Annotated in this window: 16 protein-coding genes; all 16 read left to right on the top strand. The window is 55.4% G+C overall.

All coding sequences use genetic code 11. The features are described 5' to 3' along the window. Window positions 1-204 precede the first annotated feature (204 nt). The 16 genes from Q3A88_RS06655 (at window position 205) to Q3A88_RS06580 (ending at window position 25,058) form a co-directional block, all read left to right on the top strand. The gene (locus tag Q3A88_RS06655) at window positions 205-915 is read left to right on the top strand and encodes a response regulator transcription factor (protein ID WP_010285248.1); all 711 of its coding nucleotides are present in this window, start codon (window positions 205-207) and stop codon (window positions 913-915) included. Then, window positions 893-2,392, top strand: coding sequence for a HAMP domain-containing sensor histidine kinase (locus Q3A88_RS06650; RefSeq protein ID WP_317177620.1), 1,500 nt, complete (start codon window positions 893-895; stop codon window positions 2,390-2,392). The genes Q3A88_RS06655 and Q3A88_RS06650 overlap by 23 nt, the downstream gene beginning before the upstream one ends. Window positions 2,393-2,706: 314 nt before the next feature. Next, a complete protein-coding gene (locus Q3A88_RS06645) occupies window positions 2,707-2,928 on the top strand; it encodes a Flp family type IVb pilin (RefSeq protein WP_010285252.1) in 222 nt (73 codons plus the stop codon). 7 nt (window positions 2,929-2,935) lie between these two features. Then, the gene (locus tag Q3A88_RS06640) at window positions 2,936-3,487 is read left to right on the top strand and encodes a prepilin peptidase (protein ID WP_014914201.1); all 552 of its coding nucleotides are present in this window, start codon (window positions 2,936-2,938) and stop codon (window positions 3,485-3,487) included. Between the two features lie 46 nt (window positions 3,488-3,533). Beyond that, window positions 3,534-4,481 carry a Flp pilus assembly protein CpaB gene (gene cpaB / locus Q3A88_RS06635; protein ID WP_110164246.1) on the top strand — a complete coding sequence of 316 codons (948 nt, stop codon included), beginning with the start codon at window positions 3,534-3,536 and terminating at the stop codon, window positions 4,479-4,481. A gap of 80 nt (window positions 4,482-4,561) precedes the next feature. After that, the gene (locus tag Q3A88_RS06630) at window positions 4,562-6,001 is read left to right on the top strand and encodes a type II and III secretion system protein family protein (protein WP_110164245.1); all 1,440 of its coding nucleotides are present in this window, start codon (window positions 4,562-4,564) and stop codon (window positions 5,999-6,001) included. Window positions 6,002-6,022: 21 nt separating this feature from the next. Then, window positions 6,023-6,709: a CpaD family pilus assembly protein gene (locus tag Q3A88_RS06625; protein WP_110164244.1), complete on the top strand. Its 687-nt coding sequence runs from the start codon at window positions 6,023-6,025 to the stop codon at window positions 6,707-6,709. 14 nt (window positions 6,710-6,723) lie between these two features. After that, entirely contained in the window at window positions 6,724-7,923 is a 1,200-nt protein-coding gene (locus Q3A88_RS06620) for a CpaE family protein (protein ID WP_014914205.1), read from the top strand. Window positions 7,924-7,983: 60 nt separating this feature from the next. Then, the gene (locus Q3A88_RS06615; protein WP_039282089.1) at window positions 7,984-9,387 is read left to right on the top strand and encodes a CpaF family protein; all 1,404 of its coding nucleotides are present in this window, start codon (window positions 7,984-7,986) and stop codon (window positions 9,385-9,387) included. Window positions 9,388-9,405: 18 nt separating this feature from the next. Beyond that, the gene (locus Q3A88_RS06610) at window positions 9,406-10,386 is read left to right on the top strand and encodes a type II secretion system F family protein (protein WP_110164243.1); all 981 of its coding nucleotides are present in this window, start codon (window positions 9,406-9,408) and stop codon (window positions 10,384-10,386) included. Between the two features lie 14 nt (window positions 10,387-10,400). Beyond that, entirely contained in the window at window positions 10,401-11,360 is a 960-nt protein-coding gene (locus Q3A88_RS06605) for a type II secretion system F family protein (protein ID WP_110164242.1), read from the top strand. A 105-nt stretch (window positions 11,361-11,465) separates the two neighbouring features. Continuing rightward, window positions 11,466-12,317, top strand: coding sequence for a tetratricopeptide repeat protein (locus Q3A88_RS06600; protein WP_039555606.1), 852 nt, complete (start codon window positions 11,466-11,468; stop codon window positions 12,315-12,317). Further along, on the top strand, window positions 12,317-12,868 hold the full coding sequence (locus Q3A88_RS06595; protein ID WP_317177619.1) for a hypothetical protein: 552 nt from the start codon (window positions 12,317-12,319) through the stop codon (window positions 12,866-12,868). The genes Q3A88_RS06600 and Q3A88_RS06595 overlap by 1 nt, the downstream gene beginning before the upstream one ends. Next, window positions 12,861-13,475, top strand: a complete 615-nt coding sequence (locus Q3A88_RS06590; RefSeq protein ID WP_110164240.1) for a TadE/TadG family type IV pilus assembly protein — start codon at window positions 12,861-12,863, stop codon at window positions 13,473-13,475. The genes Q3A88_RS06595 and Q3A88_RS06590 overlap by 8 nt, the downstream gene beginning before the upstream one ends. Window positions 13,476-13,669: 194 nt before the next feature. Further along, window positions 13,670-15,301 (top strand): Tad domain-containing protein, encoded by a 1,632-nt coding sequence (locus Q3A88_RS06585; RefSeq protein ID WP_317177618.1) that lies wholly within the window; start codon window positions 13,670-13,672, stop codon window positions 15,299-15,301. 58 nt (window positions 15,302-15,359) lie between these two features. Further along, window positions 15,360-25,058 (top strand): beta-propeller fold lactonase family protein, encoded by a 9,699-nt coding sequence (locus Q3A88_RS06580; RefSeq protein ID WP_317177617.1) that lies wholly within the window; start codon window positions 15,360-15,362, stop codon window positions 25,056-25,058. The last annotated feature ends 6 nt before the right edge of the window (window positions 25,059-25,064 follow it).

Genomic DNA, 25,064 nt, shown 5'->3' with positions numbered 1-25,064 from the left:
AATGATTGTTATTATCCGTAGGGCTTTTCTCATAAGTGAAAAGTAGAGCAGTAAAAAACAGAAAACTAAAAAACCAGAAGCACAAAACGGCCCGCACGGTATCAACATCGTGTGGGGTGAATGGCTGTTTGAAGGACCAGATAAAATAAACGGACATTAACCCTAAATTAATTAGGTAATAAGCCACGTTTATAGGGGAATATTATGCGTGTATTAGTGGTTGATGATGATTCTGTGCTGTGCCATTGGCTGGGGTCTAAATTACATTCCCACGGCCATTCTTGCCGAATGGTGCACGATGGCGCACACGCATTAAAAGCGATCAAGGATGAAGTTTATGATGTCGTTCTGTTAGACAGAATGTTACCCATCATGGATGGATTTACGGTATTACGTGAATTACAAGGCTCACGTCATCCGCCTATTATGTTGCTCTCGGCGCTGGATCGTGATGTCGATCGGGTGATGGGGTTAGAGCTTGGTGCGGAGGATTATCTCGGCAAGCCTTTTAATTTTAATGAGCTTAGATTACGTCTGGATATTATGGCGCGGCGCGGTAAACGCCATGTCGATAATCCTTCCATGCTGACTTTTGAAGACCTGCAGCTTGACCGTATGCAGCGCGTTGCATGGCGTGGCGGCAAGCGCATCGACTTGACCGATAAAGAGATCAAGTTACTGATTATATTGATGGAAAATCCGGGTCAGGCGATTACGCGTACGATGCTGTTAGAGCGCGTATGGGGCTACAATTTTGATCCGCAGACCAATCTGATCGACGTTCATATGTCAAAACTGCGGGCAAAAATTGATAAAGGCTTCCCGCGTCCATTAATTAAAACGCTAAGAGCGATGGGCTACGCATTAGGCGCGGTAGATAAGGACAAAACCGATGTTGGCAGCCACGCTGAATAAAATAAAAATAAAGAAGCTCGGGCAGCGCTGGCAGGTAAAAATAAAACACTGGCAATTACTGGGGGCAAGTCAATATCCCGGCTTTTTATGCACCTCTAATTTTCGCCAGGCAATAACCATTGTTTTTCTGTTCTTATTGATGATGCTGATGTGTATTGTCGGCTTCAGTTCATTAAGTGAAACGCTGATTAGAACGCATGTCCGCGAAGTTATTCTGGGTAATATTTACGACTATTCGATGCAGTCGCGTTTAACGAATGCCGATAGCCTGATTATGCAATTACGGCAGGATAATCGCGCGAAAGGGGATGAATTACCGCTGTTTCTGGTGATGGATAAACACGGTGATATTCTGTATCACAATCATCCATTAAGAACGCATCTACTCCCTCCCCATGCTGCAAACTCACACCCTCTGGAAATGCGGCAGCATACTGATTGCCAGATGGATGTCAGCTGTCTTAAAGCCGAAATTTCCAGCCCTGACGACCCGAATCTGATTGGGTTGTCCGTCATGCTGGATGACGGGGGCGTGCTGTTTACCGCTTACAACATTCGGCCCATGTTAGAACGGGTGAGAACCATCCCGCTCGTGGCGGGGGCGGGACTGTTTGTCGTGCTGCTCTTTTGCCTGTTTGTCAGCCGCCATTTCAGCTTACGCAGTTTGCGCAGCGTGGAGAAAATCCGTGCGGCGCTGCATCGCTACAGCAGCGGTGAACAGCAGGTACGTATGCCGCTGTCGCCTTACGACGATGATTTTGACAGCCTGAGTGCCGATATTAACCAGAATCTGGAACGCATTGAGCGCCTGATGGAGCAGGTGCGCAGCACCTCCAGCCATGTTGCGCACGAACTGCGTACGCCGCTGACGCATCTGCAAAATCGCCTGTTCAATCTGACGGAGCGGGCAGGGCTGGATAACGACATTCGTGATGAGTTGAATCTGGCGGTGGACGAGGTGCATAAAATCCTCGGGCTATTCCGTACCGTGATGCGCATCGGTGAAATCGAAAGTGGGCGCTGTGTGCACCAGTTCGAGAACATTGAAGCGCGCCAACTGCTGGAAGAAATTGCCGAATATTATCAGCCGCTGGCGGAAGAGCGCGGCTGTCGCCTGAAGATTGAAATCAAAGCCGGAATTCAGCTCTTTGGCGACCGGGCGCTGCTGTTTCAGGCGTTGGCCAATCTGGTAGAGAACGCGCTGAAATACGCGGCGCAGGGAAAATACATCACGCTGAGCGTGACGCTGTACCGTGGCTGGATCGCCCTGAGCGTTGCTGACCGTGGTCCGGGGATTCCGCCTGCGCTGCATGCCAAAGCGCTACAACGCTTTCAGCGGCTGGATACCTGGTTTCAGTCTGGCTACGGGCTGGGATTATCTCTGGTTCAGGCAATTACCGACCTGCACGGTGGCAAACTCTATCTGGATTCTTCAGAACCGGGCTTGAACGTTTACCTGTGCCTTAATCGTTGCTAATCCTCTTTTTTCCTCGATGAATACGACGCGTGGTAAGTGGGTTTTCTCTGCTTACCACGACGATTTTCTCTTGATTGTTTATGAATATCCCTGCAAAAAACATGAATATTTATTAATTTTTCCTGCAATGTAAAGTGTGTTAATTATTGATTTATATTGATAATTTTTTGTATGGAAAGATTAACGAATATTAATGTTCTACTGCTTGCGGCTCTTGATAATAAGTCTCATTATTAATCTTATTATCATCATGGCTCCCCCCGAATTTCCGAGTAGGCCATGATTTCTTTGCCTGCGGATTAGAGAGTCTTCCCATGAAAAATATGAAAGCAAAACTGCGTTCTTTCCTGCGTGACGAGAGCGGTGTAACGGCAATCGAATACGGCATTCTTGCGGCGGCGATGGCGGCAGCTATCGGCGCTATTTTCGGCGGTGACGGTATCTTCGTGAAAGCGCTGAATGAGAAATTCAGCCAAATCGCCGATCAAATCACCGGTACGGGCACCAGCGGCGGTACATCCGGCGCAGCGAAATAAGTACGGGATGGCGGATTACGCGCACTGGCCGCAGACGGTACTGCTGATGGGGTGCCTGCTGTGGTGTATCAGTACCGACCTGTTAGTACGCAAAATTACGAATCAGGCGGTACTGATTTTATTGCTGGGCTGGCTGTTTTTCAGCGCTTCACATGTCCTGCAATCCGGTGCGTTAGATATGTTGGCACTACAGAAAACGCTCTGGGCGCTGCCAGGCGCGGCGGCAGTACTGGTTGTGGGATTTTTGCTTTTCCTCACCGGCAGATTAGGCGCCGGGGATGTCAAGCTGATGAGTGTGCTGTGCCTGTGGGTTGGGCAAGGGCACCAGATCGTTTTCGTCATGGTGACGGCGCTGGCTGGCGGTGTTCTGGCGCTTAGCTTGCCGCTGCTGAATACCGTACCCACAGCGGTGGCGATGGGCATTCAAACCACCAACCGGATATTCAAGAGTCGGTTGCCTATGCCACCCGCGTTGCCCGCCGATCTTTCTCAAGGCATACCTTACGGCGTCGCCATTGCGTTCGGCGCGATGTATGTCCTGATTTTTCCCTTGTTTTAATTCTGTCGCAGCTTTAAGACACACACGCTAGGGTAGGCAAGTTGAAATGAAAGTGAACTCTACATACGTACTGTCAGGCGCGCTCGTGCTGGCAGGCATTGTTGCGCTGATGGTGCGTAGCCACCTCTCTTCTGAACCCCCTGCGCCGCCTCCGGCAGTGGTTAAAGCGCCGGAACCGATCGCTGTTCTGGTCGCGGCGAAAGATCTTCACCCTGGTGATTTTATCGATCCTGCCTCACTGCGTTGGCAGATCACAGAGGAACCCGTTTCCCGCACGTTCAATTTTATTCGCGGTAAAGACAGCCAGACTCTGCTGCTGGGCGCAACGCTGCGTGAAACCATAGCGGAAGGTGCGCCGCTGACCAGTAACGTATTGGTTAAGCCGAATGAGCCGGGTTTTGTCGCTGCCGTACTGCGTAAAGGCATGCGCGCCATTTCCGTTCCAACCAGCGCGGTTGCCAGCAATGCCGGATTAGTGGCGGCGGGCGACCGTGTCGACATCATCCTCAGTATGAAAAGGGGTGAGCAATCAGAGTTGCCAGCAAGCCGTCTCCAGCCACTTGTTATGCCGCTTCTGGCTTCGCAGACCATCGTGCGCGACTTACGTGTATTGGCGCTGAACGAACGAACCGATGCGCCAATCTACCCACGTACGGATGTCAGTGCGGAAGATGGTTCGGTGCTTGATGCTACGGCGAAAAGCCGTGAATCCGCCACAGGAAACCGCTCACGCTCGGCCATGAATCAGACTGTCACGCTGGAAGTGACCCCGCAGCAGGCCGAAGTGCTGGCTGTTGCCAAAGAGCTGGGCATGCTGCACTTGGCGCTGCGCAGCGCCACGCCGGATGAAGCGGCCGATCCCCTGACGGGGCGTCCACTTGTGACCACCGTGCCACAGGCGACGGATATCTACGGTGCGCTATCTGCTGGTGGTCATAAGGTCAAAACGTATCGTGCTGAGCAAAAAGACGTGGTGACATTCCCCTCCCGATAGAACGAGTACGCAATCTGACAGCCTGCGGGGAGCCGCGAGCTGCTCATGGAAAAATGAAGCCCATTACGGAAATTAAGTAAATGACGATGTTTTCGCTGTTTTTGAAATCGGACTTTCGGGGTACGTGCAAACGATTGCTGGCCGCTGGCCTGTTTAATGCGGTATTGCCTGTCACGCTAACGACGATGATGTTGCCTGCAACCACGCTGGCGGCTGGGGTATCGGTAGCGCCGGTAACCGATGAGGTGCACCTGACCGTGCACCAGGGACGGTTATTGCAACTCAACGAGCTGCCGGACAGCGTGCTGGTAGCCGATCCGAATATTGCCAGTTTCGAACTGCCTTCACCGGGTAACCTGTTTGTCTACGCCAAAAGCGTCGGTACCACCACGCTCTACGCGATGGATGAAAATGGCAATGTGATCAACGCCATTCGTCTGGTGTCCGAGCATGATTTGAAAGCGCTGGGTGAACGCATGAAGCGTGAATTCCCCGGTGCGGATATCCAACTGGAAGCCTCGATTCCCAGCGGCGTGATTGTGCGCGGTAGCGTCGATACCCCGCAGGATGCCAAGCGTGTGATCGACAGCATACAGGCTTATATCAGCGCGTCCGCCGGCGGTGGCGGGCAGGGTGGTGGAGGCGGTGGCGAAAGACTGCCAGGCTCCAGCGAATCCTCCGGCAAAGTGATCAACCAGCTCAAAATCAAAACGCCTTCGCAAATCAATATTCAGGTGCGCGTAGTGGAAGTGTCCCGCAAGTTGACCAGCGAACTGGGCTTCAACTGGGCGGCATCACTGAGCACCGGCAGCGGGAATATGAGTGCAGGCAGCGGCTCGCGTCTTAATCTGTTCAACGCTACAACCGGACGATTTTCTAACCCAACGGATTCTGGCTTCCTGAACTTCGGCCGTTCCAGACTGAGCGGATTGTTAACCGCGATGAACCAGCAGGGCATGGCGACCGTGTTGGCTGAACCCAACCTGACGGCGATGTCAGGGGAAACCGCTGCGTTTGCCGCGGGTGGTGAAGTGCCAATCGTCCTGATCACCAACAACAGCGTCAGCATCGATTACAAATCCTACGGTGTGATTCTGCGCATGACGCCAACGCTGCTGTCTGCCAATCGCATCAGCCTGCACATTGCACCGGAAGTTAGTGAGCTAACCGACGTCGGTTCCGTACAGCTGGAAGGCGGATCGCGCATTCCGGCCTTAACCGTACGCCGTGCGGATACCACGGTAGAGCTCGCCAGCGGCCAGAGCTTTGCGCTGGCAGGCATGCTGCGTAGCGCCGGTAGCCAGACGATCAACGGCGTGCCGGGATTAAGCAGCGTTCCGATGTTTGGCCGCCTGTTTGAAAGCGAAGCCACCAGTCAGGAAGAAACGGAATTGGTGATTATCGCGACCGCCTATGTCGTTGAGCCGGTTAACGCGGGCGATCTTCAGACGCCGGGACAAGGCGTGAAAATGCTGGATTCGTCCATGCCGCGCTCTGCATCTATCGGCTATCTCTACTGAGTCCGCGAGGGGAAATAACACATGAAAACGATCAACAACAGTTACCCTCTGCTTCGCCCACTGCACATGCGTGTGGCGGTGCTTACCGCCGTGGTTCTGCTGGCAGGATGCGGATGGAATAAGCCGATTAACGACGTCCGTATGCAGCGCTTCGATCAGCCTGGGCTTCAACCGATTGCCGTCCAGCCTTCATCGGTATCAGTGCCGTTACTGGTTGCACCGAACGGGCGCGGGTTCCTTCCTGAATCCCTGAAGCAGCTGAATATCATGCTGAAGGATCAGGGACGGCTATCCGCACAGACGCTGACGCTTATCCCGCACAGCACAAGCGGTGAGCAGATGGCAGGACGACTGGCTACCGTGCTGAAAAACGCCGGTGCTAATCCACAAAATGTGAAGCAGATGCGCCGTTCTACGGCGAGTGGACAGAATGGCGATCTGGAAGTGATCTCCGAGGCGCTGGTGGTCAAAACCACCCGCTGCACGATCAACGACCCCAATCAACTGATGGTGAAGCCCTATGAGGCAATGGGTTCTCTCGGCTGCGCCACGCAAAACAATCTGGCGATGATGGTCGCCGAACCACGCGATCTGATTCAGGCCAAAGTGCTGGATAGTGCGGATGGCGTGGCGGCGGTCAATAGCATCGAACGCTATCACAAAGATGAAGTGAAAGAGCTCATCGACATTAACTTTGAAGAAGATTAAGGGCGTGACATTCCATGAGTGAAATTACCCCTAACGATGGTGAAGAACTGGCGTTGCCGCTGGTGGCGTTCGCCAATGACGTACGCGACGTAGCCGATATCGGCGATCTCTTTACTCGCCTGAAACAGCCGGATGTGCCGGTGATGTCCGGCGGTATCGCTGCGGCGCGTCAATGGTGTGAACTGAATGTCCCGCCGCGCATTTTACTGGTGGATCTGGAAGGGGCGCACTGGCCGCTTCCGGCACTCGAAGAGCTGCTGAGCGTTTGCGGCCCCACCAGTCAGGTGATCGCGACGGGCAAAGAACAGGATGTCGGCTTGTACCGCGCCCTGCTTCAGGCGGGCGTGGTGGATTATCTGGTGAAGCCGTTCACGCTGGATCTGCTGGCGGCAACGCTGGCGAAGTGTGAAGGCCAACAGGCCGGACCGGAATATGCCCGCATGGGCAGGACGATTGCGGTCGTCAGCGCCAGCGGCGGAAGTGGTGCCAGTACTGTGGCGATGGGGCTGAGCCGCCTGCTGTCCGGCGAGCGTCATTTGCCTGTGGCACTGGTGGATTTTGACCGTCGTAACGGCGACCAACTGCTGTTGCAGGGGCAAACCGATGACGCGGGTTTGGCGGCGGTGTTGGGAACGCAGGAACTGGATACCCGACTTCTGCAACGCGCCATGCTGCGCGTGGATACCCGTCTGCACCTGCTGGCACAGAAGCCAGAGCTGGGAGAATTGGCCCCAGTTGACGTCGATAACGTGCTGAATCTTGGCGGTGCGCTGTGCCGCATGTTCAATCAGGTGATTTGGGATCTGCCCAGCAGCTACCCGACCGGTGCGCTCGACGTGCTGACCTACGCGGATCTGCGCATCATCGTGACGGAATTGACGCTTCAGGATGCGCGTAATGTACGGCGCGTGCTGAATGAGATCGGCGACGAAAGCGAAGGACAGCGTCTGTTGCTGGTACATAACCAGAGCCGTTTTGCTACGACCGCGCCGTTAAGCCGCGATCAGTTCGAGCAATTTACCGGCCGGAAGATTGATGTCGTGCTGCCGAATGCAGGCCACGCGTTATCGCAGAGCCTGACGCTCGGCGCATTGAATCTGGCCGCGGCACCCGCTTTCCAGCAGGGATTACGTCAACTGGTCGATCTGGCCTGCGGCGTACGTGCTAGACCGGCGGAAAAACGCTGGTTCTCGCGTTGGTTAAAACGCGCCTGATGATGTTCAGCGTTCACCGTTTTTCAAAGGGTTACAGACTGTTTTTTGGGGTTCAGGACTATGTTGATTCGCAAGAATAACCTGCAAAAAAGTGAAGCAGGAAAAAGCACGCCTCAGCCTGCGCCTGCTGCCAATGTGGCAGAACTGAAAACGCGCCCGGCTGCGGAGAACCGCACACAGCCTGCGGCGAATACCTCTTCCGGATCGGCACCGGCTGCCCGCCAGACGGACAACCGAAACAGCCAGCGTCGGATTATCCGCGCACAGCTCTACGATCAGATCGACGCAGGTAAAGCGGCGATGATGGGGCGCGACAAGCTGTTGGTGCAGATCGAAACGGTGATCCGCCGCATCTGTGATGAGCAGCGCTTGCAGCTTTCTCGTCAGGAAGAGGAAGCCATCGCCGCCGAAATGCTGGATGAGATGACCGGGATCGGGCCGATCCAGCCTCTACTGTCGGATGACACGGTCAACGATATTCTGGTCAACGGCGCCGGTCAGGTGTTTGTCGAGCGTTTTGGCAAGCTGGAACTGTCGCCGATTACCTTCATTGATGAAGAGCATGTGTTTAACACCGCGCAGCGTATTGCCGCCGCGGTGGGTCGTCGCATCGACGAAGCCAGCCCGATGGTGGATGCACGTCTGCCGGACGGTAGCCGCGTCAACGTCATCACCTATCCGCTGGCGATCGACGGCACCACGATCTCGATCCGTAAATTTATGCGTCGCAACCTGTCGCTGGAAATGCTGGCAGAGCGCCGCTGCATGTCCTATGCGATGGCGGATGTCCTGAACAAAGCGATGCAGGCGCGCGTTAACGTGATTGTCTCGGGCGGAACGGGGGCGGGTAAAACCACCTTACTGAATGCGCTGTCGCAGAAGATCGGCAGTACCGATCGCATCATCACCATCGAAGATGCCGCCGAGCTGCAATTGCAGCAGGAGCACGTGGTGAGGCTGGAAACGCGTCCTGTCAGCGCCGAAGGTACGGGCCGCGTCGATCAGCGCGATCTGATGCGTAACGCCCTGCGTATGCGCCCTGACCGCATCATTCTGGGTGAGGTGCGCGGCGGCGAAAGTTTTGACATGTTGCAGGCGATGAACACCGGTCACGACGGTTCGCTGTGTACGGTGCACGCCAATACCTCGCGCGATGCGATACAGCGTCTGGAAAACATGGTGATGATGGCGAACATGCAGCTGCCGCTGATGGCGATCCGCCGTCAGATCGCCAGTGCGGTTCACCTGATCGTGCAGATCGAACGTATGCGCGACGGTATGCGCCGCGTGGTATCCATCACCGAAGTGTGTGGCATGGAGAACGAAGTCATTCAGCTTCAGGATCTGTTCAGCTTCAACATTCAGGGGATGGATGGACAGGGTCTGTTGACCGGTGAATATGTTCAGCACATTCAGCGTCCGCAGTTCTACAGCGATAAAGCGCATCTGTTTGATGCGCAATAACGGGCTGAGGAGATGCCGATGAGTGATTTACGCCTGAATCTGATCACGCTGCTGGTATTTGGCAGCGTGCTGATGCTGTTTCTGGCGGTCAACGCCTGGAAAAAGTCGCGGCAGCAGCGTATGCAGCGCGAACAACGCTGGCAGCAGATTTTGAACGAGGTCAGCCCGTCGGCTGCCGCCGTAGCGTCTGATTCCATTCTGCGTGACGAGATCAGAACGCCGCTGATGGGTGTCCCGGTAATTGGGCGCTGGCTGGCGATCCTCTGGGCGCAGATGACGTTCATCGGCTGGAAAAAGAACCTGCTCCAGCGCTCCCTTTCGCTGGCGGCGGTGAGCCTGATTCTCGGCATGATTCTGGGACAACGCACCCTGCTGCCGCTCACGATGGGGCTGATATTTACGCTGATGCTGTTTATCAGCATCGGCATGCTGCTATTCCGTTCGACGCTGCAAAAACACCTGAAAGCGCTGCGCGAGAGCCTGCCGGAAGCCATTGATGCCATTACCCGCAGCTGCCGTGCCGGTGTACCGGTGGCGAATACCTTCTCAATTGTCGCGGAGCACCTGACTGGGCCGCTGGCGAATGAATTCAAGACGATCGATCACTGGCTGCGGCTGGGGATTCCGCTGCGTCAGGTGATCCAGGCCTCTGCTACACGGGTGCCGATGTCCGAATACCGTTTCTTCGTGGTGATTTTAATCATCAATCAGGAAGCGGGTGGGCGACTGGGGGAAACGCTGGAGCGTCTGTCCGCGACGCTGCGTGAACGTCGGGAACTGCAACTGAAAGTGCAATCCAAAACGTCTGAAGCGCGTGCATCCGCCAAGATTGTCGCCGCACTGTTCCCCGGCTGTCTGGCTTATCTATACATGAAGTCACCGGAGGATTTCAGTTTCTTGTTTTCCGATCCGGTGGGAACGTCGGTGCTGATTTATGCCTTGTGCAGCGTCTCAGTCGGCATGTTGATCACGCACGTGATGGTTAAACGGATAGGGTAAAGGGAGAGCCACTCATGACTTTTTTTGACGATCCCTTACTGCTGCTGGCGCTTGTGCTGGTGGTGGCTGGAATCTATCTGGCCCGTACACAACATAAAATCCAGCAATACAAACAGCTGGAAGTCCGCATGCGCGGGCATTTACCCAGCGCCTCTATAGAGGCGGCCTCTCAGGAAAACATCCTGAGAGGCCAGGGAACCACATTATCTCCCCTGTTGGAAAAGCTGTTGCAGCCTCTCGCCACGCAGGGCGAGCGCCTTTCAGGATCGGATCGCGATCGCCGCAATCTGCGCCGCCTGCTGGATCTCGCCGGGCTCCGCCGCAACGAAGCGGTGGGCTGGCTGGTGATGGGAAAATTTGCTGCCGGGGCGCTGCTCGCTATCGCGCTGGTGTGGGGATGGTTGCCACCTGCTGACCGTGCAGGCCTGACGGGCGTCGCGGCGGGGCTGATCGGCTTCTTTGTCGGTTCGATGGTGCCGGAATGGTGGTTGAAATGGCGTGCGGCAAGCCGGGGTGAAAAGCTGGCGCGTGCGGTGCCGGATGCGTTGGATCTGATGGTGGTCTGCGCCGAAGCCGGTCTGCCTATCGGACGCGTATTGCAGGTGGTATCGAAAGAGCTTGGGCTGTCTTCACCAGAAATGGCGGATGAACTGCACTACACCGCCGCTGAATTGCAGATCCTGTCGGATCGTACGCTGGCGATGAAACATCTGGCGGAGCGTACCCGCGTCAGCGAGATCGAAAGCATGGTGGCGACGCTGATTCAGGCGGAGCGCTACGGTACGCCGCTGTCTCAGGCGCTGCGTACGATTGCGGATGAAAGCCGCAAGACGCTGATTCTGAGTCTGGAAGAGAAGGCGGGTAAATTGCCTGCGCAGCTGAGCGTGCCGCTGATGGCACTCATTCTGCCACCGATTATCGCCATTATGGCGTCGCCTGCACTGGTGCGAGTGGTCCGCCTGCTGGCGCAGTAGCATTTTGTTTGCAAGATATTGATTTTAAAGGTATTGATTTTACAGGCATCGATTCCCGGTATGCGCCGGAAATCGCAACGGTTACAACCGATGGAGTTATCGAAGATGGTCGATCTGGTAGCAAAACTTAAGCGCGGCGCTCCCATGCTGGCACTGCTGATTGTCAGTACCGTGCTGGCGGGATGCGGCAGCTCGATGGCGATTAAGGGCAGTAAAGATGAAGGCCTGCGTTTGGCACGTCTGCTGCGCGATCAGGGGCGTGTTGAAGCGGCGACGGAAGTGTACGCGCGCCTCGACAGCCGCGATGCGCTGAAAGGCGCAGAGATGCTGGAGTATGCCAGCGTGGCGGCTCTGGCGCGTTCACCGCAGCAAACGCTGGAGCTGTACGGACGAGCACGTCAGGCGCTGGGCGGTGATACCAACAAAATGACGCCGGAAGAAGCGTTGGCGGTGTGTCTGGGAATGGGTCGTGCGCAGCTGGCATTAGGACGTAATGCGATGGCGCAAACCGACTTTGCCTGTGCGCTGAAAGCACAGCCGAACGACGCTGGTGCACTCAATGGCATGGGCGTGGTGATGGATGCTTCAGGTAAACACGCCGAAGCGCGTCAGCTGTTTGAAAAAGCATTGCAGATAAACCCGGCAGATGTCGCGGCACTCAACAATCTGGCGCTCTCATGGCTGGCAAGCGGCAACGCGGACAAAGCGATTTCGCTGCTGCGTTCGGTGGATGACAGCAACGCGACGGGCAGATTGAATCTGGCACTGGCCTACCTCTCTGGCGGCAGAGACGATGAGGCGCGTTCGGCGCTGGCGACCATTGCACAGCCGCAGCGTATTGATGGCCTGATTGACGAGCTGAATCAGCGTTTACAGCAGATGCAGCAGGATAAATCCCGTGGTGAAGCGCTGCTGTTATCCAGCCGTCAACGCCTGCAATTGAGTACGCCTGAGTAATGGCGTGGCTTCGTAATCTCGGCCCGTGGCGTGGTGATGGAAGTATCGTGCCGCGCCATGAACGTCACTGGCGCAGCACGCGCGGTGTGATCGCGACGGAAGTGGCGTTTCTGGTGCCGGTGGTGCTGGTCGGGGTGATGATGCTGTTTGAACTGGCGCGTATCGGGCTGGTCATTGCCGCTGGCAGCGCCGCGCTGGATAAAGCCGTGCAGGCTTTCCGCCTCGATAATCTCGCATCGGACAGCGCGGAACAGATGGGAACCCGTCTAAAGGCGCGCATGGTTGAAGCGGGATACGGCTACCTCAAGGAAGACGATTTAACCGTCAGCGTGTTGCACTTCGATAATCTGAGCCAGCTTGGCGGGCTGACGAACGGCAATGGCAGTCAGGACAACCCGAACGGTGAGGAAACGACAACGCTGCCGGTGTGGTCCGTGACGGTACAGATTAAAAAGGCGTTTATTACGCCGCTGCCGGAAGTGTTAACGCTGGGTGACACCTTCCGCTATCAGTACAAACATGTGTTTGGGACGGAACTGCGCAATGACTGATCGTTTCCTGAAAACCAGCCGTTTCCTGAGCGGGATGCGCCGCTTCTGGTTTTCTCGCCGTGCTTCTACCGCGGTAGAAACGGCGCTGGCGTTTCCAATTGTGTTGGCGATAGGGTCGCTGTGTGCGGATATCTATACCGTCGGGCTTGAGCGCACGCGTATGGAACAGCGTGCAGGTGCCATCGCGTCAATATTAGCGATGCAGCAGGAACTGGATGAAAGTGGACTACAGGGGCTGCTCGATACGGTGTTGCCAACGGAAGGTTTAGGTAATTACCAGCTGTTAATCAGCAACGTGCGCCAGACGGGTGAGCTGCACTGGCAGTTGAGCAGAGGTACGGCAGAGGCATTGTGCGCAGAAAGTGAAACCCTGCCGGAAGAAGAATACCTCCCTGAACTGCCGGAAAGGGACCGTGAAGAGGGCAGCAAAAATATCTCCATGATTGTGGTCGAGATCTGCCGTCAGGGAAAAGATGTGAGCCTGCTGGGTGGCCTGTCGCTGGGCGGTCTGCTGCATGCATCGTCGGTCAACCGGGTCGCTGTCGACGTGGTTGAACTGGACGAGGTACTCAGAAAAGAGGCCGGTCTGGAAGAAAAAGATCAATAGCGACGGGTTTTATACCGGACATTTTATACAAAACACAGAAGCGGCAATAGACCGCAAACGGCAGCGAGGTTCTCGTTACCGGAATAATGAAACACTTAAAAAATCTATAAGCATATGAGCAATGTCGTTTTTATTTTCCCGTTTTATGGGCGGGTTGAGTACGCGCTGAATCCAGGAATACAGGATAGGAAGGAATGAAAAAAACCTTACAGAACAGAAGAGTAAAAAAAGACGCTACCGGAATTACTCTGTTCTGGCGTGAACGCCTGTCTGCCTTTATTCAGGAGGAAGAGGGCGCGGGCACCGGATTCTATGCACTGGGTGCGATGGCGTTATTGGTGACGGCGGCTTTTATCGTGGATACCTCCACGGCAACCGGTGATGCCACGCAAATCAAGCGCGCGACGGATGCCGCTGCGCTGGCCGTCGGACATCAGGCGACCATTAATGGCGAAGAATACAGTCAGGAAGAGACCAATAAGCTGGCGTATGACTACGTCAAAAATAATCTGGGGATGAATAAGGCCCTGAGTGAAAAACTGGAGGTAGGCGATGTGGCCGTCACGGAAGGGCGCAACAGCGAGACGCGTAAAACCTATACCGTCACCGTCGCCTTCGAAACCAAGCCCAGTTTGCTGAGCCTCGGGGCGAGGAAGCAGGAAGTGTTCTCGACCGCCGAAGTCATCAATCGGCCGACCGAAATTGCCTTTGTCATGCCAGTGACGGGGGATATGAGTGAGGGAGATATCCGTTCGCTAAAAAGTGTTAGCCGCAGTTTCGTCGAGCGCATGCTGAGTAGCGCAGACGGCAAACGTGACAACCTGTGGCTATCGCTGGTGCCGTATAGCCAGTCGGTGAGCGTGTACGACGCGGAAGACGCCAACCGCATTCGGCGTTGGTCTGCACCGAGTGCACTGAACCCGCCAGAGCTGCGTTCGCTGTTTGCCAGCGGCGTGGTGAGTAGTCTGGCTGACCGCCGCTTCCCAGACCGTCGTGCCAACCTGCTGTGCATGTATCGCGGGCTGGGGCGGGAAGAAAATTTCTTCTGGGATGAACCGCCCGTCGGCCAATTCCAGATCTATTACCGCCACGACTTGCCGCAAAACGGTAGCCCCGGCGCACCACCGATCTCCTGGCGCGGCCCCAATCCCGATCTCTATCCATGGAATAACGGTTCCGACGCAGTCGATACCCGCTTTATCGTGGCGGACAGAGGCTGCCCGAATGCCGCGCTGATGCCGCTGACCAATGAAGAAAGCAAGCTGAATCAGCGTATCGATCAGTTCTCTGCCCGCTTCAACGTGAACTACGCCATCGGAATGTCATGGGCGGGGGCGGCGCTGTCACCCAACATGCGCGGTTCAGACGGCTGGGGGGATGCCACGCTGCCGCTGGATTTCAATCTGGACGGCAACGGTGACGGGCAAAAAGTGATCGTGATGATGGCTAACACCGTCGGTGATTGGTTTGATACCGATAGCTATAACTTCAACCGCAATGCATTCAGTGGTCAAACCGGCTCGGATCCCGCCCGTACCTTTGCTGCGCAGCGCTTCCGCGATCTGTGTTCCAGCTTTCGTGCGCGCAACATCAAATTCTATTTTGTCGGCATTCGTCCCGGCGACCCAGAGGATTTTGGCCGCAACCTGTTCGACGCCGAAGCGACGCCGGGTCTGCTGATTTGTACCGAGGGTGAGAAACGGATGAGCTTTATCGATGGTGCAGGCTTCGGTGCTGAGGGTGTTGAGGATCAATTGATCCGACGTCTGGATCGTATTGCCGGCCAGATCGAAACCGAGGGCGGCTATGTTCGGCTTGTTGAATGACCGCTGAAGGTAGCCAGGAATGACGCGATTTGCCCCTTTCATTACAGGACATGACACGATGACTTTTTCCCGCTCAAAATCTGGTTCAGGCTTAACGCGCACGCCGCGTCAGGCGTGGGTATTGGAACCGCGCATGATGTTTGATGCCGCTGCTGTGGTCACGGCAGTGGATGTGGCGGCGACCGTCGCGGCAACGGACACCGCACCCGGCGTCGATGCCACGCCGGTTAAGGCGACGGTCAGCATCACCGACAGCAGCGACAGCTTCCAACCGGTTGATCTGTTCAGCGACGTTCGCGTATCGGCAGATAAAGACGGACAGACGCTGAAAGATTTGGTGATTACCGTCAACCGTACGGGCGCGAATCAGGCATTAGTCATTGATGGCACTGAAATTACATTAGAGTCTGGTAATGGGGCAAAAACGACTGTTGGTGCTGGTCAATATAGCTATACCGTTGCTGTCAGTGGCGCGACGACAACCGTCACCGTTAGCATTGCTTCATCTGAAGCGTTTGAACCGACTGACGTCGCTAAGCTGATCGACGGCATTGCCTATAAACCATTAGACAACACTGTGGCTGGCGGTGATGTTGTGGTGACGCTGAAAAGCCTGAGTGATGAAGGCGGCGATGATACCGATACTGCCGATCTGAATATCCACGCTACCGTCACTATCGACAGCAAGATCAATGTGGCACCCGTGGTATCCGCATCGGATGCACCTGAACTGGCTGAACTCATTATTGTTCCGGGTATGGCGTCGCCACAGGACGTGCGCTATTCCAGTACTGGCGATTATGCCTACGCCATCGGAAGTGATGGCACGCTGGGGGTCTTTACCGTAGGCGAGTACGGCAAACTCACGTTGAACCAAACGCTGAGCGGCATCAGCGCGCTCAAGGATGTGAAAGAGGTCGTACTGAGCGCGGACAACCGTTCTCTGTACGCTATCAGTGGTAATAGCAATATCGTTGCGCTGAGCCTCGATAGCAATGGACAAGTGGTTCGCCTGAGTGGCAGCGATGAATCGCCGGTGTATACCCAAGTTATTGCTTCGCAAAACGGCAATATTACCGGACTGGCCATCTCCAGTGATGGTGCCCAGGTTTATATCGCCACGCAGTGGAACGGCATGGTCACTTTTACTCGCGATGCGACGACGGGCGGTCTGACGCTTCTTCAGCGCGTGAGTGACAGCGGGATCGAGCGCAGCGGTATTGTAGCGAGCAGCGGTAACTATGTTGCCACGATTGGAATGGGGGCGAAGCATACGCTATCGATTTTCCAACGGGGTGAGGACGGAACATTAACGTCCGTCGCCACGCTGGAAACGGTTGGGAAAGGTTATAGCGCGGTAGATTATCAACTGGCGATCTCGAAGGATCAGCAGTTCATCTACATTGCCGATCCTGGCAGCGGCGAAATCAGCGTCTATCAACTGCGTGACGGAACTGATGGGAAAACGTTGGTTCACACGGACACGAAAACGCTGGCAGGCGTTAATGCGATCTATTTTAACGCCAACGGTAGCCAGCTTTATGCACTGAGCGGCGAAGGCGAGTTGCAGATCTATAGCGTCGATGTATCGACGGGGGGCCTGAAGGAAAGCGGCCAGATTACGAATATTGGTGATACACGCGGCATGGTGTTGTCGCCCGATGGACAATCACTTCTGATTGCTGGCGAGACCATCCAGCGCTTTAGCGCATTACGCACTTATCTCTACGGCAGCGACTTACTGTTTGCCGATCATATCGCACTTTCCGACAGCAATCTGGATGTGTTAAACGGCGGTGCAGGCAACTATAACGGCGCTGTGGTGACTATCGGTCGTGAAGCGCCTTCCGCAGACGATCGATTCGGCTTCAGTGCAGATAACAACCTGGTGTTGCAAGATGGAAAAATTCTGCAATTAGGCACAGAGATTGGGACGTTCACGCAGAATCAGGGCGTGCTCAGCGTGACATTTACCGCTGATGTGACGAAAGAAACCGCCAATGCCGTCCTGAAACAGATCACCTACCGCAATGTTGGCAGCCAGAGCTCTGCCGAAACGGTGGTGCTGACGGTGACGGCGAGCGATGGCGAACTGAACAGCACGGTGACCACTGTCGCGCTATTGCTGACAGTGAATAGTGCGCCGACGCTGGTCAGTCAGGGCGGAAGTAACCTGACGCTGGATACGCGCGGTACGTCCGTCACGTTGTTCAAAGACACCGTGGTTAACACCGGAGAAGCCGGGCAGGCGCTGACCAAACTGTCGATCGGTATTGATGGCCTAAAAAACCCGTATCAAGAATACCTGACGGTGGATGGTACGGTTATCGATCTGAGTAAGGACAGCGCGGGCACGACGGTAAGCGGCTACCAGTATACCTACACCTATAACGCCCTAAGCGGTGAGTCTTCTCTGGTACTAAGCCGTGCTCAGGGCATCAGCAGCATGGCGATGATGAAGTTGGTCGATGGCCTGAGCTACTCAACCAGCAAAGAGAGCACCAGCGCCAGCGGCTTGCGTACTATTACGCTAACTGAGTTGCAGGATAACGGCGGCACTGCCAATGGCGGAAGTGATACCGCGACGCTGACGGTATCTGGCAGCGTTAATCTGGCTTTAAACGACGTGCCGACGATCGAGGTGACCTACTCCCCTGATGCCACACTGTTTTACAACGCGGGGACGCTAAGTGGCTATAACGAACGCGTCTCGGCGATCAGCGTCTCTCAGGATGGAAAAACGCTGCTGGTCACTGGCAGTGAAGGGAACAATAACGGTGGTAAGACCTATCTGCGTGTTTATGCCCGTGATGCAGAAACCGGTGAATTGACGTTATTACAAAGCTTCACGCAGGGCGAACAGGATGACCCGTCCACTCCTGCGATTGAAGTTAACGGTCTGAACACGATTACCACGCTGGTGCAGTCAAAAGATGGTTCCAGCGTGTATGTTGCGGGAGGAAGCGGAAGTGCCTACTCGTTGGTGCAGTTTAGCCGCGATGCTACGACGGGACAGTTGAGCTATGTCGGGATTGTCGCTACACAAGGTGTGAATGGCGTCAGTGGTCTGGATGCGGCGATTTCTGAGATCGTGCTGTCCGACGACGGCACCTCGCTGTATGCCATTAACGGCGTGACGCCAGTCGATGGCGCGACGACTAAAAACGCCGTCGTTTTCTTCTCACGTGATACCACTTCGGGTGCGCTGACGTTTGTCGGTTCACTGGTTGGCAGCGATACGATTCCGCTGAAAAGTCCAAGTGGCATTGTGCTGTCCAGCGATGGGAAATCGGCTTATATCTCCAACCTGGGGAATAACAGCATTACCGTACTGTCACGCGATGTGGAGACGAGTAGCCTGAGCTATGTCACCACGATTAATAAAAGTACGATCGCAGCTGATGCGAACAGCGCGGAGATTCCGCAAAATGATCGTTATCTTGACGGGTTGCAGGATATCGTTATTTCACCGGATAACCGATTTGTGTACGTGTCATCAAACTCGCAGGGTACCGTGTCGGTTTTCAGTCGTGATACGGATTCAGGAGAGTTGACCTACGCTGGGACGTTGAATCTGTATAGTGCAGGCCATATTCCTGCGAACGCACTGGCATTACGTGAACTGGTGATTTCCGAAGACGGTTCGGCGCTGTATGTTGCGGTGTTCGGCAGTAAGTTACTGCTGGTGCTGAGTCGCGATAGCGATTCCGGTGCGTTAACGTACCGCAATAGCGTTGAGCTCTCTGTTAACACCGTCAACCATCTCGCCGTTAGTGCGGATGGTAAGAATATCTATGCTGGGGTGAGCACGTTCTTTGCTGGGCTGAATGTGCTCACTGCGGCGGCAAATGCACCTTATAGCCAGACAGCGGACATGCCGTTTGCCACGAGCGTCACGTTGTCAGATCCGGAACTGGATGCTGCCGATGACTACAAGGGGGCGACGATTACCGTTAGCCGTAACGGTGAAGCATCGACAAATGACCATTTTGCTTTCCAGAATGGGGGCGATCTGACGCTGTCCGGCAGCGAGATTCAGTATCAGAGGGCGACCATTGCCACCTTCAACGTGAGTGAAGGCGCGGTGACGATTGTCTTTACCGAAAGTGTCACTAAAGCGGTCGCCAATCAGGTTCTGCATCAGGTGACTTACCGCAACGGCGACGACACGGCGGGTTCGTCGATCCCGCTGAAAGTCACCTTTAGCGATGGCGCTAAGGATACCAGTCTGCTATTGACGCTGGTGCCGAATAAGCCGCCAGTGGTGGATAACGTAGAGTACGCCCCGCCGTCAGGTGTGGCCGGGCAGCATTATGAGCAAATTCTCCCTGACGATCTGTTCCGCGATCCTAAAAATGGCGTACTGACGTGGCAGGTGAACGGCCTTCCTGCTGGGTTAACCTTCGATCCTGAAACACGTACGATTTCCGGTACGTCAGCGCTCAATGGTGCAGGATCTTTTGCTATTACCGTCGTCGTGAGCGATGAATCGGGGGCACAGGCAGAGCAGACGCTGACGCTGAGTATTGCTTCCGATCCTGCACAAATGCCGACAATCGGCGGTGAATCCAGCGCCCTGCAGAATGTCGGCACCCTTGATGGTTATGACTCCAATAGCTATGTGGATGTGCTTAACGGGGTGAAAGACAGCGAACTCTCTGCGGATGGCAAAACGCTCTATGTCGTGAGTTCACCAGAGAGTGGTTCGGCAGTGCTGAGCGTCTTTGTGCGCAATGAGGAAGGCAATTTCACTCTGTCGCAGACCTTCTTTAACTATCGATCCGTTTATAACGAAGAGACGGAACAAAACGATGAGGTTGTGGACCATGCCGGATTGGCTGGCGCATCAGACGTCACTCTGTCCTCTGATGGACAATACCTGTATGTAGTCGGTAGTGAAGGCAACGCGGTGACCCTTTTCCGCGTTGGCAGTGACGGTGAACTGACGCAAGCAGGCGTTCTGGATCAGGCGGAGTTGGGCGGGCGTTCGCTGGATGTGCGTTCCCACATCGTTTCTCAAGGCGATTACCTCTATCTCACCGTTGCCCAGTCTGGCAGTGATGATGAAAGCCGCAGCGTGCTGGTATTTAAGCGCGAAGCGGACGGCAAACTGACATCGGTTTCTCAGGCCGATAATCTGATTGGGGCGAGCCGTCTTGTGCTTGATCCAGATGGGCGTTACCTGTTTGTGTCGGGTTTAGGCGATACAGTTGGTGTCACTGGGTTCCGTATTGATGCTGAAGGCAAGTTGACTCAGGTTTCCCAGATTCGTGCTGAAGGCGATGACCTGTACTACATCAATTCACTTGCCCTTTCACCTGATGGCAAAACCCTGTATGCGATTAATGCTGATGGAATTCAGTATACGCTCAATACGATAACAGTGGGGGCCGATGGTGCGCTCACGCTGGTATCGACGGAGCCGTTTGCCGATGATGGAGGCGACTCGGGTGAAGCGTTGGCAAGCAACCTGGTGGTTTCTGCTGATGGTACCGCGCTATTTGTGATCGGGAAGAACATCACTATTTTCTCCCGCGCTGAAGATGGCAGCCTGACGCTGAAACAGACGATTAGCAGCGGCTGGGATAGCTCACTCGGTATCAGTTTCTCGTCGTTGCAAAACATAGAGTTGAGTGCAGATGGCAAGCAACTGTACCTGGTTGGCGGCGATAAGGTTCATGTGCTGAATGTCGGTACGGCTGGCGCAACCTATACCGAAGGCAATGATGCTACGGTGCTGCTGCCATCAGGCCGCCTGTCCGATCCGCAGTTAGATGCGCTAAATAACGGTGTGGGCGACTATAACGGTGCCACCATCACGGTGGGCCGACAGGAAGGTGGGCAACAGGAAGATACCTTTGGCCTAAAGGCGGATAACGGTTTAACGCTTGATGATGACGCTATCCTAAAAGGTGGCGTCGCAATCGCCACGTTTACCCAGGTAGATGGGGAACTGACCGTTAAATTTATCGCAGCGGTAACCCAAGCTGATGCACAGAACGTGTTGCGCCAGATCACCTATCACAACACCAGTCAGGATCCTGAACAGGCGGGCTCGTCGCCAGCATTCACCTTCAGCATGAATGACGGTGACAATAACACCACTAGCATGGATATCACTGTCAATCTCATCGGTGTGAATGATCCGTCAACGTTGACGACGACGGTGCTCAACCCACAGATTCCGAGCAACGGCGAGTTCGTTAAGCTGTTTAAAGATACCGATATCGACACCATTGAGAGTGGGCAGACCATTTGGCAGGTGGTGCTGACATTTGATGCGTCAGGGCCAAATGAGACGATCAGTGTCGATGGCAGCACGATCGTGCTCGAAAAATCCAACGGGACGCCGCGTACCGCCAGCGGTTTACAATATTCCGTTGATGTTAAAGACGGTAAAGCGACGGTTCTCCTGTATGTCGGGAGAGACGCGAGTGGAACCGCTGCGATTATTGACAGCATCGGCTACAACTATCTGGGCAGCAATCCGAGCGGGGAACGCCACGTTACCCTGATGATTAAGGAAAATAATTATAACGGCAGCGCACCGGAAACCAAGCTGGATCAGGCGATTACGCTGACGCTGGTGCCTGCGGCAGAAGCCAATACTGCGCCGGTTATCACGATTCCGGGCACGACGCCGACGTATACCGAACGTGCCGACCCTATCGTGCTGGCACCGGACGCAACGGTGTCCGATGCACAGATGGATAAACTCAACGGTGGCAAGGGCAACTACGACGGCGCGACGCTGAAGATTACGTTGGGCGACGGCAAAACAGCGTTGGATAAGCTGGGCTTCAGTGCCGAAAACGGCCTGACGCTATCCGGCGATACGCTTCAGAAAGACGGCGTCACCATCGGTCAGGTCAGTAATCAGGATGGTGTGCTGACGATTCGCTTCAATGCGAATGCAGGCACGATCCCGACCACGGAAGATGTGCAAAATACGCTGCGCCAGATTACCTACGCCAGCGACAGCCGCACGCCTGCCGCACAGGTTGCGGTGACGGTGATGCTGTCCGATCGCTATCTGGATTCTCAGGTCACAGCCTTGTCGGTGGCAATCACCGCGATCAACGACACGCCTGTCGTGGCAAACGATCCCGTGCTCTCTGCCGATGAACTGCGTCTGGTGAATACATACACCGCAATTAGCGGGCTGGGCACGGTGACGGCTGCCGCCCGCACGACAGACGGGCTGGCGCTGTATGTCAGCGATGATAAAGGCGCGATTGCCTTATTCCAGCGTGATGCGAACAGCGGCGAATTAACCTATGTGCGTACCTTCGCCGCCGCAGAGGGCGTGACCGGAATAAGCCAGCTACAGGTTTCCGCCGAGGGTAACAGCGTGTATGCGCTGCGTGCCGACGGCAACGCGATTGTCTGGTTTAGCCGGGATGCGAACGGTGAGTTGACCCATAAGGCCACGATAGCAAGTGATTATGATATTGATAATGGCAACCTGAATAATATCAAAGGGATTGCGTTGTCTGATGATGGGAAGAATCTTTACCTCATCAATAGCTACAGCGACCAGTTAGCCTATTTCAGCCGGGACACCGCAACAGGGGCGTTAACCTATGTTGAGGCGCTGGGCGGCGATATGAATAATCCGCCTTATCTGTGGGCCCCAACCAGTATTCTTAGCCGCGGTAATCTGTTATTTGTCACCACCGATCCAAGCAATGGTGCGACGGTGATCGTTTATCAGCGTGACGACAGCGGCAAACTGACGCCGTTGGGACATGTCCGCGACTTTACCGACGCGACAGGTAATACCGTACAACTCTCAGGGCTGGAGCAGATAACGGTCAGCGCCGATGGACGTAGCATCTTTGTCGCCAACGCAGGGCAGATTGATGCCTTCTCGCTGGATACCGCTACGGGAACCTTCACGCATCTGGCTCGCGTCGCGGCAGAAGGCACGGTGAGTGATATTGCGCTTTCTGCGGATGCGCGGGTGCTGTACGTCACGCAAAGCGACGGTGCGCTCGCTCGCTATGTGTTGAACGACCAGACGCTGACAAAACTCGATACGCTGAAAAACGCAGGTACGAGCTTCGCTCATCTGCTGCCGGTTGACGGTGGTCTGATTGCGCTTGGCAACGGTGTGTCGGTGCTGGATGAAGTCGCTCGTCTGCCGGTTTATCGCGTCGATGGCCCGGCAATTATCGTTGCACCGTCTATCGTCCTCAGCGATGCGGAACTCGATGCATTGAGCGGCGGTGCGGGAAATTATCAGAATGCTTCAATCACGTTACAGCGTGGTGAAACGGCATCAGCCGGCGATCGCTTCGATTTTACTGCGGGCAACGGTTTCACCTTAGCGAATGGCGTCATTAGCAAAGACGGGCAAGCGGTAGCGACCTTCACGCAGGCGGACGGCAAGCTCACCGTGACCTTCACTGCCACCATTTCCCGTGCAGATGCGACAGTGCTGGCACGCCAGATTAGCTGGGCGACGAGCGCCCCGCTGACGGGAAATACGGCCTCGCTGACGCTGGTGTTCAATGACGGCGCAGCTGATTCTGCGGCGCAGGCGCTCGGCGTTACGCTGTCGAGAGAGGTGAATCTGCCGCCGGTTGGTCATGCTGAGCAGTTCACGCCGCCAACGGCACAGGCGGGCACCCACTGGTCTTATACCTTACCGGGTACGCTATTTACCGACCCTGAAAATAATGCGCTGACGTTTACCGTTGATGGCGCTCAACTGCCAGAAGGTGTGCGCTTTGATAGTGCAACACGGACGTTCAGCGGCACGCCGTCAACGGCGGGAACGTTTAACCTGACGATTACCGCTACGGACAGCGCAGGTAACGCGACGCCGTTGAATGTGGTGCTGACGATCAATGCCGCTTCAACGCCAGTCGACCCTGGCACCCCAACAGAGCCAGTCAATCCTGATAACACTGCAACAGCGGCACCGGTGATTCTGGTGCAGCAGGGCGTGAGCCTGCCTGTTGATTCGAGCGAAAGAGAGCGCGACCAGCCGCTGGGAGCGATTGTCGCCGATTTGTCTCGCCCGGAAGCGCAACCGCTATCAACCAACATCGTCGCCGAACCTGTGCGTCAGCGCGATGCCGACACGGCACGTCAGTCGGATGCCCCTTGGGTGCTCGATCCGGTGATGTCATCGCTGATGCCGACGCTGGAGCAGGTCAACTTCTCTTCGCGCGCTGAAGCGTCTACACGTGATAACGCCGCGCTGCGTCCGGCTGATTCCAACCTGTTCCTGAGCGTGCGCGGTCAGACAACGGCGCTGGAGTCGGCTTTCAGCAGCGTGCAGGGGGCGTTACAGCCGGATGCCTCCGGCGCGCTCGCCTTTAGCCTGCCTCAGCGCATGTTCAGCGTGCGTGAAGGCAATGCCACGCTGACGCTGCAATTGGCGAACGGGCGTCCGCTGCCTGCGTGGGTGCAGTTCGATGCCCGCAACGGCGTGGTGCGTATTACCGATGCCAGCGCGGTGCAGGTTAATCAGATCCAACTGGCGCTGAAAGCACAGGCCACAGACGGTAGCAGCCGGATCGTACCGATTACGCTGCAAACCGGGCAGGGCGATGGCGCAGAGATGGCAACTGACCGTGGTGCGATGCAACTGCCTGTCCACTCTGATGCACTCCCCACAGAAAACCGCGATGCAGAGCGGTTAGCGCCTGCGGGGAAAACCGCCTTTACCGAACAGCTGCGTCAGCATCAGCCTGAACAGGATGCGCTGCTGGCGGCACTCAGTGAACTGAGCAGCCTGCGTACATAGCACACG

The sequence above is a fragment of the Pectobacterium sp. HCp5_1 genome, from assembly GCF_032905925.1.
Classification (GTDB): domain Bacteria; phylum Pseudomonadota; class Gammaproteobacteria; order Enterobacterales; family Enterobacteriaceae; genus Pectobacterium; species Pectobacterium brasiliense_A.
The sequence above is the reverse complement of the archived record's forward strand: the minus strand, read 5'-3'. Positions and strand labels throughout refer to the sequence as shown.

Excerpts from the sequence above, each read along its gene's own strand:
- Q3A88_RS06655 (WP_010285248.1), top strand. The coding sequence starts at position 205 with ATGCGTGTATTAGTGGTTGATGATGATTCTGTGCTGTGCCATTGGCTG.
- Q3A88_RS06650 (WP_317177620.1), top strand. The coding sequence starts at position 893 with ATGTTGGCAGCCACGCTGAATAAAATAAAAATAAAGAAGCTCGGGCAG.
- Q3A88_RS06645 (WP_010285252.1), top strand. The coding sequence starts at position 2,707 with ATGAAAAATATGAAAGCAAAACTGCGTTCTTTCCTGCGTGACGAGAGC.
- Q3A88_RS06640 (WP_014914201.1), top strand. The coding sequence starts at position 2,936 with ATGGCGGATTACGCGCACTGGCCGCAGACGGTACTGCTGATGGGGTGC.
- cpaB (WP_110164246.1), top strand. The coding sequence starts at position 3,534 with ATGAAAGTGAACTCTACATACGTACTGTCAGGCGCGCTCGTGCTGGCA.
- Q3A88_RS06630 (WP_110164245.1), top strand. The coding sequence starts at position 4,562 with ATGACGATGTTTTCGCTGTTTTTGAAATCGGACTTTCGGGGTACGTGC.
- Q3A88_RS06625 (WP_110164244.1), top strand. The coding sequence starts at position 6,023 with ATGAAAACGATCAACAACAGTTACCCTCTGCTTCGCCCACTGCACATG.
- Q3A88_RS06620 (WP_014914205.1), top strand. The coding sequence starts at position 6,724 with ATGAGTGAAATTACCCCTAACGATGGTGAAGAACTGGCGTTGCCGCTG.
- Q3A88_RS06615 (WP_039282089.1), top strand. The coding sequence starts at position 7,984 with ATGTTGATTCGCAAGAATAACCTGCAAAAAAGTGAAGCAGGAAAAAGC.
- Q3A88_RS06610 (WP_110164243.1), top strand. The coding sequence starts at position 9,406 with ATGAGTGATTTACGCCTGAATCTGATCACGCTGCTGGTATTTGGCAGC.
- Q3A88_RS06605 (WP_110164242.1), top strand. The coding sequence starts at position 10,401 with ATGACTTTTTTTGACGATCCCTTACTGCTGCTGGCGCTTGTGCTGGTG.
- Q3A88_RS06600 (WP_039555606.1), top strand. The coding sequence starts at position 11,466 with ATGGTCGATCTGGTAGCAAAACTTAAGCGCGGCGCTCCCATGCTGGCA.
- Q3A88_RS06595 (WP_317177619.1), top strand. The coding sequence starts at position 12,317 with ATGGCGTGGCTTCGTAATCTCGGCCCGTGGCGTGGTGATGGAAGTATC.
- Q3A88_RS06590 (WP_110164240.1), top strand. The coding sequence starts at position 12,861 with ATGACTGATCGTTTCCTGAAAACCAGCCGTTTCCTGAGCGGGATGCGC.
- Q3A88_RS06585 (WP_317177618.1), top strand. The coding sequence starts at position 13,670 with ATGAAAAAAACCTTACAGAACAGAAGAGTAAAAAAAGACGCTACCGGA.
- Q3A88_RS06580 (WP_317177617.1), top strand. The coding sequence starts at position 15,360 with ATGACTTTTTCCCGCTCAAAATCTGGTTCAGGCTTAACGCGCACGCCG.